The sequence below is a fragment of the Pseudomonas sp. 32_A genome, from assembly GCF_017490905.1.
Taxonomy (GTDB): Bacteria; Pseudomonadota; Gammaproteobacteria; order Pseudomonadales; family Pseudomonadaceae; genus Aquipseudomonas; species Aquipseudomonas inefficax.
In genome coordinates this window covers 43,715-55,350 of the sequence record NZ_JAFGYI010000038.1, presented here as the reverse complement: position 1 = coordinate 55,350, position 11,636 = coordinate 43,715, and the positions used below count along the sequence as shown (strand labels likewise).

The window sequence follows — 11,636 nt, the reverse complement described above, 5'->3', positions numbered from 1 at the left end:
AGCATTGGAACCACCTGATCCCATCCCGAACTCAGCAGTGAAACGATGCATCGCCGATGGTAGTGTGGGGTTTCCCCATGTGAGAGTAGGTCATCGTCAAGATTCATTTCGCAAAACCCCTATCTGCGCATGCAGGTAGGGGTTTTGTCTTTCTGGCCCAAAAGTTCGGGGCCTGCACAACCCTTCTCTGTGGGAGCGGGTTCACCCGCGAACACCGGCAAAGCCGGTGCCATCCACCGCGCTGCCTGCTTCGCGGCTAAAGCCGCTCCCAGGAGTCACAGCAATAGTCAGGAATCGCGTCAGCCTGATGGCACTCGGCCCTTTCAGGCATTCGCATGATATCGTTCCCCCTCAGCCACCAGTGCCTGCCAGAGACCTCCCGATGCCCAACACCACTCACCTCCACCCCGGCTTCATGATCGTCCACGGCAACCGCCTCGACGACCTGCGCAGCCTGGTGGTGAGCTGGATGCGTCGTTATCCCCTGGCGCCCCTGGAAAACGAAATCGCCCTGGTGCAAAGCAATGGCATCGCTCAATGGCTCAAGCTGGCCCTTGCCGAAGACCCTCGGGACGATGACCAGGGCGGCTGCGGCATCGCTGCGGCCATCGACGTGCAACTGCCAGGCAGCTTCATGTGGCAGCTGTACCGCAGCGTGCTGGGCCGCGACGAAATTCCCGAAGTCTCCCTGCTCGACAAGGCACCGCTGACCTGGCGCCTGATGCGCCTGCTTCCGGCTCTGATCGAACGCCCGCATTTCGAGCCGCTGCGGCGCTTCCTCACCGACGACAGCGACCTGCGCAAGCGCTACCAGCTCGCCGAGCGCCTGGCCGACCTGTTCGACCAGTATCAGGTCTACCGCGCCGACTGGCTCAAGGATTGGGCCGCTGGCGAGCATATCCTCAATACCGCCCGCGGCGAGCGCAAGGCGCTGCCCGCGGGCAACCGCTGGCAGGCCGAGCTGTGGCGTGCATTGCTGGATGATGTTGGCGAGCAAGGCATGGAGCAAAGCCGCGCCGGGGTACATCAGCGTTTCATCGAACGGATCAACAGCCTGGAGCAGGCACCTGCCGGTCTGCCGGCCCGGGTGATCATATTTGGCATATCCTCGCTGCCAGCCCAGGCCCTTGAGGCACTGGCGGGCCTGGCACGCTTCAGCCAGGTGCTGCTATGTGTGCACAACCCCTGCCGCCACCACTGGGCCGATATCGTTGCCGACAAGGACCTGCTGCGCCACCAGTACAAGCGCCAGCAACGCAAGCAGGGCATGCCCTTGCAGCTGGACGACCAGTCGCTGCACCAGCATGCCCACCCCTTGCTGGCTGCCTGGGGTAAACAAGGCCGCGACTACATCAACCTCCTCGACAGCTACGATGACCCTGGCAGTTACCAGGGCGTATTCAGCGACGGCCGCATTGACCTGTTCAGTGACGGCTCGCCCACCACGCTGCTCAGCCAGTTGCAGGACGACATCCTCGAGCTGCGCCCGCTCGCCGAAACCCGCGAGCGTTGGCAACCAGTCGAGCCGGCGAAGGACCGCTCGATCCGCTTCCACATCGCCCACAGCCCGCAACGTGAAGTGGAGATCCTTCACGACCAGCTGCTGGCCCGGTTCAGCGCCGACCCAACCCTGCGCCCACGTGATGTGATCGTCATGCTGCCGGCCATCGATACCTACGCGCCGCATATTCGCGCCGTATTCGGCCAGTTGCAGCGCAACGATCCGCGCTACATCCCGTTCACCCTGGCCGACCAGGGCCAGCGTGGCCGCGAACCTTTGCTGATTGCTCTCGAGCACCTGCTCAAACTGCCGGACAGCCGCTTCGCGGTCAGCGAAGTGCTCGACCTGCTGGACGTGCCGGCAGTCCGCGCCCGTTTCGGCATTCGTGAAAACGACCTGCCCACCTTGCACCGCTGGATCGAGGGGGCCGGCATCCGCTGGGGCCTCAATGCCGAGCAGCGGGCCAGCTTGGGCCTGCCCGCAGGGCTGGAACAGAACAGCTGGCGGTTCGGCCTGCGGCGCATGCTGCTGGGTTATGCCGTAGGCTTGGGCGAGGCCTGTGACGGCATCGAACCCTACGATGAAATCGGTGGCCTGGATGCGGCACTGATCGGCCCGCTGGTCGCATTGCTCGACGCCCTCGAAGTAGCCAGCCAGGCCTTGTCCGAGCCTGCCACTGTCAGCCAGTGGGGCGAGCGGCTGCATGCCTTGCTGCAAGTGTTTTTCCTGGCCGAAGGCGAGCGCGACGAGTTCCTGCTGATGCAGCTGCAGGATCTGCGTGACAGCTGGCTTGAAGTGTGCGAAGCCGTCGGTCTGCAAGACCCATTGCCGCTGACCGTAGTGCGCGAAGCCTGGCTCTCGGGCCTCGACCAGGGCAAGTTGTCCCAGCGCTTCCTCGCCGGCTCGGTCAACTTCTGTACCCTCATGCCGATGCGCGCCATCCCGTTCCGGGTGGTCTGCCTTCTGGGCATGAACGACGGCGATTATCCCCGCGCCCAGCAGCCGCTGGACTTCGACCTGATGGCCAGCGACTACCGCCCTGGTGACCGCTCGCGCCGTGAGGATGACCGCTACCTGCTGCTCGAAGCGCTGTTATCGGCCCGCGACCAGCTGTATGTCAGCTGGGTCGGGCGCAGCATCCGCGACAACAGCGAACGCCCGGCCTCGGTCCTGATCGGCCAGTTGCGCGACCACCTTGCCGCCGGCTGGCAGCTGGCAACTGTGGAGCCGGGGCAGCCAGCAGAGCCGGGCGAGCAACTGCTGCACGCACTGACCCAGGAGCATCCGCTGCAACCTTTCAGCCCACGTTACTTCCAGAAAGACAGCCCGCTGTTCAGCTTTGCTCACGAATGGCAGGTACTGCACCAGCAAGGCCACGAAGAGGAGCAGGGTGACCCCGGCCTGCCGCCTTATCATGCTGATGAGGCTTTGAGCCTGGCCCAGTTGAGTGATTTCCTGCGCCACCCTGTGCGGCACTTCTTCAGTCAGCGCCTGAAGGTGTACTTCGAAGCGCTGGCAGCACCGACCCCGGACGAGGAACCCTTCGTCCTCGATACGCTGCAACGGTACGGCGCCAGTGAAAGCCTGCTGGGTGCAGCGCTGGCCGAGCCGGACAATGCCGAACAGGCCCTGCAGGCCCAGGCCCGGCGCTTGCAGGCCTGCGGCGTGCTGCCCCTGGCCGGCTTCGGCGAGCTGCTGCAGCGCGAGCTGATCGAACCCCTGCCAGACCTGCTGCAACGCCACCGCCAGTTATTGCAACGCTGGCCACAACTGGTCGAGGGGGCATTGCCTGTGCATTTCGAGCACGGCTCGCACTGCCTCGAAGGCTGGCTTGGGCGGGTGTTCCAGGCAGATGACCAAAGCCTGCTCAGCATAACCACGGTCCCCAACACTATCAGTGCCGGGCGTAACGCCCTCAAGTGGCACCGCCTGATCGCGCCCTGGGTCACGCACCTGGCGGCCTGCGCGGCGGGCTACCCCTACAACAGCGCACTGGTGGCCAGCGATCTGACTCTGCTGCTCGCGCCACTGCCGCAAGCGCAGGCGGCGCAGTTGCTGGGCGACCTGCTGGTAGCCCGCCAGGCGGCGATGAATGCGCCATTGCCGGTCGCGGCCAAGACCGCGTTCGCCTGGCTGGCCCAGGACGATAGCGACAAAGCCCTGGCTGCTGCAGCCCGCGCGTACGAAGGTGACGAGCGCACCAGCTTCGGCGAGCGCAGTGAAAGCATCGCCCTGGCCCGACAGTATCGCGATTTCGCCGCACTCACCGCTGATGAAACCTTCGAAGGTTGGTGCGAAGCCTTGTACCGCCCATTGTTCAACGCCCCGTGGCAGACCCTGGGCAACCCGGAGAAAGGCGCATGACCCAGGACCGTCCCCTGGCACTGAGTTTCCCCCTGCATGGCAGCCAGCTGATCGAGGCCAGCGCCGGCACGGGCAAGACCTTCACCATTTCGGCGCTTTACCTGCGCCTGATCCTCGGTCACGGCGGCGAGCAGGGTTTCGATCGCGAGCTGCTGCCACCGCAGATCCTCGTGGTGACCTTCACCGACGCCGCCACCAAAGAGCTGCGCGAACGTATCCGCGCCCGCCTGGCCGAAGCTGCGCGGTTCTTCCGTGGCGAGCTGGAGGCGGCGGACCCGCTGCTGCACCAGCTGCGTGACGACTACCCGGAAGAAGCCTGGCCACGCTGTGCCGGGCGCCTGGAAATCGCCGTGCAGTGGATGGACGAGGCTGCGGTATCGACCATCCACGGCTGGTGCCAGCGCATGCTGCGCGAACATGCCTTCGACAGCGGCAGCCTGTTCACCCAGACCCTGGAAACCGACCACAGCGAGTTGTTGGGCCAGGTCATGCGCGATTACTGGCGACGCTTCTGCTATGGCATGCAAGGTGATGCGCTGGCCTGGGTGCGCGCCCACTGGGGCAGCCCCGATGCCTTGCTGCCGCGGATACGCCCGCTGTTCGGTCGCGTGCGCGCGCAGCAGGACGGGCCAGAGCCTGCGGCACTGATCAAGGCATCGCTGCAGCAGCGTGGCGAGCAGCTGGCCCGGCTCAAGGCGCCTTGGGCGCAATGGGCCGAAGAACTGCGGCAGATCTGCCGGGATGCGCTGGCCGCCAAACAGGTCGATGGCCGCAAGATGCAGGCCCGTTACTTCGAACCCTGGTTCGACAAGCTCTGCGCCTGGGCCGCGGACGACCAACTGGCGGAACTCGATCTGGGCACCGGCTTCACCCGCCTGACTCCGGCGGGTATGGCCGAAGCCTGGAAGGGCGCACCACCCGAGCACCCGGCCCTCGACGCCATGCAGAGCTTGCAGCAACAGTTGCAGGCTCTGGACAGCCCGGATGCCTCGTTGCTTGAGCATGCCGCCAACTGGGTATCGGCACGCTTCGAAGTGGAGAAGCGTCGGCGCGCGGAAATGGGTTTCGACGACATGCTCCTGCGCCTGCAGCACGCCTTGGCCAGCGAGGCCGGAGAGCGCCTGGCCAGCCTGATCCGCGAGCAGTTTCCGGTGGCGTTGATCGACGAGTTCCAGGACACCGACCCGGTGCAGTACGGCATCTTCGAGCGCATCTACCAGATCAGTGAAAACCGCGCCGAAACCGGCCTGTTCATGATCGGCGACCCCAAGCAGGCGATCTATGCCTTCCGTGGTGCCGACATCTACACCTACCTCGCCGCCCGCCGTGCCACCAGTGGTCGCCTGCACAGCCTTGGCACCAACTACCGCTCCAGCAAAGCCATGGTCGCGGCGGTCAACCAGGTGTTCCTGCAGGCCGAGGCGCGGGAGGCAGGGCGCGGCGCATTCCTGTTCCGCGAGGCCGATGACAACCCGCTGCCGTTCATCGAGGTGCGCGCCAAAGGCCGTGGCGAGCAGCTGTTGATCGATGGTGAAGCTTGCGCAGCCCTGCAGTGCTGGCAACTGCAAAGCGAAGAGCCGGTCTCCGGCAGCGTATACCGCCAGCAGCTGGCAGCCAGTTGCGCCAGCCATATCGTCGCCTTGCTCAATGGTGGCCAGCAGGGCACGGCGGGTTTTCAGAATGCCGAGGGCGAACTGCGCCCGTGCCTGCCATCGGACATCGCCATCCTGGTGCGCGATGGCCATGAAGCGCAAATGATCCGCGCCGAACTGGCCGCGCGCGAGGTGCGGAGTGTGTATCTGTCCGACAAGGACTCGGTCTTCGCCGCCCAGGAGGCCCACGACCTGTTGGCCTGGCTCAAAGCCTGCGCCGAGCCCGATTCGGAGCGCCTGCTCAAGGCCGCCCTGGCCAGCCTCACCCTCGATTTGTCGCTGGCTGCGCTGGACCGCCTGAACCAGGACGAGCGGGTCTGGGAAGACTGGGTCATGCGCTTTCGCCGTTACCGCGACACTTGGCAGCGCCAGGGCGTGCTGCCGATGCTTCGGCACCTGCTGCATGACTTCCAGTTGCCGCGTACCCTGATCCGCCGCAGCGATGGCGAGCGGGTGCTGACCAACCTGCTGCACCTGGCCGAACTGTTGCAGCAGGCCGCTGGTGAACTGGACGGCGAACAGGCGCTGATCCGCCACCTGGCCGAACATCTGGCCCGTTCCGGCCAGGCTGGTGAAGAGCAGATACTGCGGCTGGAGAGTGATGAGCAACTGGTAAAGGTGGTGACCATTCACAAGTCCAAGGGCCTGGAATACCCCTTGGTCTACCTGCCGTTCATCTGCACCAGCAAACCGGTGGACGGCAGCCGCCTGCCGCTGGCCTGGCATGATAGCCAGGGCAACGCCCATCTCACCCTCACCCCAGACCAGGAACAGATCGAGCGCGCCGACGATGAGCGCCTGGCCGAAGACTTGCGCCTGCTCTATGTGGCCCTGACCCGTGCCCAGCATGCCTGCTGGCTGGGTGTCGCCGACCTCAAGCGGGGCAACCAGAAGAGCTCGCAACTGCACCGCTCTGCGTTCGGCTACCTGCTGGGAGGTGGCCTCGCCCTGCCGAGCTCGCAACAACTGACGGACTGGTTGCAGGCCTTGGCTGCAACGTGCCCGCACATCAGCTGCCCGGGCCTGCCGCCGGCAGATGAGCAGGTGTATCGCATGCCGCACGCCGAGCGTGAGCTGCTGCCTGCCCGCAAGCCGCGCCGCGCAGCGGGCGCCGAGCATTGGTGGATTGCCTCGTACAGTGCCCTGCGCGTCGGCGACCAGACCCTCGGTGCCGACAGCTCCCAGGCCCAACAGTTACTGGATGATGAAGTGGTCGATACTCAGGTGCTGCGCGAGGTCCCGGCCGACAGTGGCGACATCCACCGCTTCCCGCGCGGGCCAAACCCCGGCACCTTTCTGCATGGCTTGCTGGAATGGGTTGGCCGCGAGGGCTTCAGCCAGGTCAGCAGCAATACACAGCTGATCGAGCGAACCGTTGGCCAGCGCTGCAATCGTCGCGACTGGACCGGCTGGATCTCCACCCTGACCCAATGGCTGCAGCGCCTGCTGGGCGAAGCGTTGCCGTTACCGGGCAGCGACCTTGGCGTGACGCTCGGGCAGTTGCGCCACTACCAGATCGAAATGGAGTTCTGGTTCGCCAGCCATCAGGTCGATGCCGAACAGCTCGACCGCCTGGTGGTACGTCACACCCACCGCGGCCTGGCGCGGCCGGCGGCACAGCCGACCTTGCTCAATGGCATGTTCAAGGGTTTCATCGACCTGGCCTTCGAGCTGGACGGGCGTTACTACGTGACCGACTACAAATCCAACTGGCTGGGGCCGGATATCCAGGCCTACGATGCCCTGGCCATGGAAAAGGCCATCCTCGAACATCGCTACGACCTGCAGTACGTGCTGTACCTGCTGGCCCTGCATCGCCAGTTGCGCGCCCGCCTGCCTGACTACGACTACGACCGCCATGTCGGCGGCGCCCTGTTCATCTTCCTGCGAGGCGCCAGCAGTAGCGGCCACGGCGTTTACCACGCCAAGCCACCGCGTGAGCTGATCGAAAGCCTCGATGCGCTGTTCCGTGGCGAGCACCCGCCCGTACAGCAGGACCTGTTTGCTGGAGCCGTGATATGAGCCGGAGCCTCGTCGACCTGTTGCCCACCCCGCTGCACGCCGAGCACCTGCTCGCACTGGCGCCACAGCATGACAGCGGCGACCTGCTGCAACTGCTCGACCGCTGGGTGGAGCGAGGCTGGCTGCGTGCCCTGGACCGTGCGTTCGTATCTTTCCTGGAAGAGCGAGCCCCCGGTAGCGACCCCCTGTTGTTGCTGGCCGCCGCCCTGGCCAGCCATCAACTGGGCCACGGCCATGTCTGCCTCGACCTGCAGCAAACCCTGGCCGAGCCCGATTTCGCCCTGTCGTTGCCACCTGAAGGCGATGCCTTGACCGGCCCCTTGCTGCTGCCTTCGCAGTTGCTGGCCAACCTCGACCTGCACACTTGGCGCCAGCGCATTGCCGCCAGCCCGCTGGTGGCGGCCGGTGATACCCCGGGCCAGCAAGCGCGGCCTCTGGTGCTCAGCGGCGAGCGCCTGTACCTGCGCCGTTACTGGAGTTACGAGCGGCGCATCGACCATACCCTACGCCAGCGCCTGTCCCAGGTCGAAGCGCCGCCGGGCGACCTGCCTGGCCGTCTGGCGCAGCTGTTCGACGGTGGTGCGCCGGCTGGCCAGGTGGACTGGCAGAAGCTCGCCTGTGCACTGGCCACCCGCGCCGGTTTCAGCATCATCACCGGCGGCCCCGGCACCGGTAAGACGACTACCGTGGTCCGCCTGCTGGCCTTGCTGCAGGCGCCGGCGGTGGAGCAGGGCAGGCCACTGCGCATTCGCCTGGCCGCGCCGACCGGCAAGGCGGCCGCGCGCCTGACCGAATCCATCGGCCAGCAGGTCGAGCGCCTGCAGGTCAGCCCCGAGGTGCGCGGTCAGATCCCCACCGAGGTCAGCACGGTACACCGCTTGCTCGGCAGCCGCCCCGGTTCGCGGCACTTCCGCCACCATGCCGGCAACCCGCTGCCGTTGGACGTGCTGGTGGTCGACGAAGCGTCGATGATTGATCTGGAAATGATGGCCAACCTGCTCGATGCCCTGCCGCCACGGGCACGCCTGGTACTGCTGGGCGACAAGGATCAGCTTGCCTCGGTCGAGGCTGGCGCGGTACTGGGCGACCTGTGCCGGGATGCCGAGGAGGGCTGTTACTCGCCGGCTACCGAGGCATGGCTGGAGCAGACCGGTGGCGAGTCGCTGGCGGGCAGCGGCCTCAAGGCTGGCGATGAGCAGCGCAACCCGCTGGCCCAGCAGGTGGTGATGCTGCGTTTCTCGCGGCGTTTCGGCGAAGGCAGCGGCATTGGCCAGCTGGCCCGGCTGGTCAACCGCCAGGATTCCCATGCGGCGCGCAACCTGCTGGCCGCGCCGCCTCCCGATGTGCACAGCCTGGCCCTGAAGCACGAACAGGATCGCGCCTTCGACCGCCTGCTGCTCGACGGACTCAACCGCGGCAGCGACGGTCCGCAGGGTTACCGCAGTTACCTGCGCACCCTTGGGCGCTTCCGCCCGGCCCTCGATACCGCCATTGACGACCCCGCGTGGGAGCAATGGGCGGGCAAGGTGCTGCACAGCTTCGAGGACTTCCAGTTGCTGTGTGCGGTACGCCGCGGCGCCTGGGGTGTCGAAGGCCTCAACGAGCGGGTGGCCCGGGTGCTGCACAATGCCGGGCTGATCGACAGCCAGCAGCCCTGGTACGAAGGGCGCCCGGTGCTGGTGACCCGCAACGACTACGGCCTGGGCCTGATGAACGGTGACATCGGCATCGCCCTGCGCCTGCCGGATGAGCGCGGCGAACCCTTGCTGCGCGTGGCCTTCCCGCGTAACGACGGCAGTGGCGGCGTGCGCTTCGTCCTGCCCAGCCGACTGAACGAAGTGGAAACGGTATTCGCCATGACCGTGCACAAGTCCCAGGGCTCGGAGTTCAGCCACACCGCGCTGGTGCTGCCGGATGCGCTCAACCCGGTGCTGACCAAGGAGCTGATATACACCGGCATCACCCGCGCCAAGCACTGCTTCAGCCTGGTCGAGCCCCGCCAGGGTATTTTCGAAGAAGCGGTCGCGCGCAAGGTGCGGCGTATTTCCGGGTTGATGCTGGAGCAGGTGTAGGACCGAGAAGGCCCTATCGCCGGCAAGCCAGCTCCCACAGGTACAGCGGCTGTGGAATCCCTGTGGGAGCTGGCTTGCCGGCGATAGGGCCATCAACCCCCATACATAAAGCAGCTCATGCCTACAGTGATGCGGCCATGTGCTATCGTTGCGCCGATATCGGAAAGGGCCTCAAGAGATTCCCCACATGAAAGTGGCCGCAAGGCGAATGACGAGCTGTGCGCTTTCGCTATTGCTGGCCGCCCTGTTCCTTTCCTCAGGCCCGGCCCAGGCAGACTCCGCCATGACCGCCGTTCAGGCGCAGCAACGTGCCAAGGCCGTCACCCAGGTGGTGCTGGGCATCTTCAGCTACGCCCGCTGGCCCGTCGAAACCTCACCGTTGCGCCTGTGCCTGGTCGGCCCGACCGAATACGCCGATGACCTGATCAAAGGCCATGTGCAGGAGTCCGGCCGGCCGCTGCAGGTGCGGCGGCTGCTGGCAGACGATAGCCAGGTCGCCCAGGCCTGCGACGCCATCTACATCGGCAAGCTCGACCAGGGCCAGCGCGACCGGTTGTTCGAGCGCGTCAGCGGCCACCCGGTGCTGAGCATCAGCGAGGCAGACGACCCGTGCACGGTCGGCAGCCTGTTCTGCTTGCGGGTCAGCGACCAGCAGGTCGCCTTTGAAGTCAACCTCGACTCGGTGGCACGCTCCGGCGTACGCATTCACCCCAGCGTGCTGCAGTTGTCGCGGCGGCGGGCGGTGCAACCATGAAACCAAACCGCAAACGGGGCGTGCGACCGACCCTGCGCTCGGTGCTGGGCCGTGGCCACCTCAGCGTCGCTTTGCTCGCTGTGGGCCTGGCCGGCATATCCCTGACCCTGCTGGGCGTGCTCGCCCTGCGCGTTTACGCCAATGACAACCTGCACCTGATCGCCCGCTCGATCAGCTACACCGTGGAAGCGGCGGTGGTGTTTGACGACAGCGCTGCGGCCAATGAATCGCTGGCGCTGATCGCCAGTACCGAGGAAGTCGCCGAGGCCAAGGTCTTCAACAACGAAGGCGAGCAACTGGCGCATTGGCAGCGCAGCGATACCGGCGTGCTCGCGCGGCTGGAAGCCCAGGTCGCCACCGCCTTGCTGGATGAGCCAATCAACCTGCCGATCACGCACCAGCAACAGCAGGTCGGGCGCATCGAACTGGTCGGCCAGGGCCGTAGCCTGTTGCTGTTCCTGCTCAGCGGGCTGGCTGGCATCCTGTTCTGCACGGTGCTCAGCGCTCTGGCTGCCCAATACCTGTCGCGGCGTCTGCTCAGCGATATCGTCCGTCCGCTGCGTGGCCTGGCCAGTGTCGCCCACGCCGCCCGCCGCGAGCGCAGTTTCGACCGGCGCGTGCCGGAAGCGCCGATTGCCGAGCTCAACGAACTGGGCAATGACTTCAACGCCCTGCTGGACGAACTGGAGGTGTGGCAAAGCCACCTGCAGAGCGAAAACCAGACCCTGGCGCACCAGGCCAGCCACGACAGCCTGACCGGCCTGCCCAACCGCGCCTTCTTCGAGGGGCGCCTGAGCCGCAGTGTGCGCAATGCAGAACGGCAGCAAGATCACCTGGCGCTGCTGTTCCTCGACAGCGACCACTTCAAGCAGATCAACGACACCCTCGGCCATGCGGTGGGCGACGAAGTGCTGATCAGCGTGGCCGACCGCGTGCGTGCCCAACTGCGCGAGCACGATCTGGTGGCGCGCCTGGGTGGCGACGAGTTCGCAGTGCTGCTGACGCCGTTGCATTCGCGTCAGGACGCCGAGCACGTTGCCGAGAAGATCGTTGCCAGCATGAAGCTGCCGGTGCAGCTCGACAGTGGCCGCAGTATCGCCACCTCGTTGAGTGTCGGCATTGCCTATTACCCTGATGACGGCGCCGACCCCGCCAGCCTTCTGAATGCCGCCGATGCGGCGATGTACCAGGCCAAGCGCAAGCGCCGTGGCCATTGGCAAGTGGCGCAGACGGAGCGGTCCGCCAGCGAAGTCAAGAACAGGAGTTGACCC

General features: G+C 65.9%; 5 protein-coding genes and 1 rRNA gene. All 6 read left to right on the top strand.

Annotation, left to right across the window (positions count from 1 at the left end; all coding sequences use genetic code 11):
* Window positions 1-102: ribosomal RNA gene (gene rrf / locus J5M58_RS20525) — 5S ribosomal RNA — on the top strand; the annotation flags it as partial.
* A 280-nt stretch (window positions 103-382) separates the two neighbouring features.
* Window positions 383-3,865 carry an exodeoxyribonuclease V subunit gamma gene (gene recC / locus J5M58_RS20520; RefSeq protein WP_207879398.1) on the top strand — a complete coding sequence of 1,161 codons (3,483 nt, stop codon included), beginning with the start codon at window positions 383-385 and terminating at the stop codon, window positions 3,863-3,865.
* The gene (recB, locus tag J5M58_RS20515; protein WP_207879396.1) at window positions 3,862-7,539 is read left to right on the top strand and encodes an exodeoxyribonuclease V subunit beta; all 3,678 of its coding nucleotides are present in this window, start codon (window positions 3,862-3,864) and stop codon (window positions 7,537-7,539) included. Before recC ends, recB begins: the two co-directional genes overlap by 4 nt.
* Entirely contained in the window at window positions 7,536-9,611 is a 2,076-nt protein-coding gene (gene recD / locus J5M58_RS20510; protein WP_207879394.1) for an exodeoxyribonuclease V subunit alpha, read from the top strand. The genes recB and recD overlap by 4 nt, the downstream gene beginning before the upstream one ends.
* 187 nt (window positions 9,612-9,798) lie before the next feature.
* The gene (locus J5M58_RS20505) at window positions 9,799-10,365 is read left to right on the top strand and encodes a YfiR family protein (RefSeq protein ID WP_112250082.1); all 567 of its coding nucleotides are present in this window, start codon (window positions 9,799-9,801) and stop codon (window positions 10,363-10,365) included.
* A complete protein-coding gene (locus J5M58_RS20500; protein ID WP_112250084.1) occupies window positions 10,362-11,633 on the top strand; it encodes a diguanylate cyclase in 1,272 nt (423 codons plus the stop codon). Before J5M58_RS20505 ends, J5M58_RS20500 begins: the two co-directional genes overlap by 4 nt.
* Window positions 11,634-11,636: the final 3 nt, after the last annotated feature.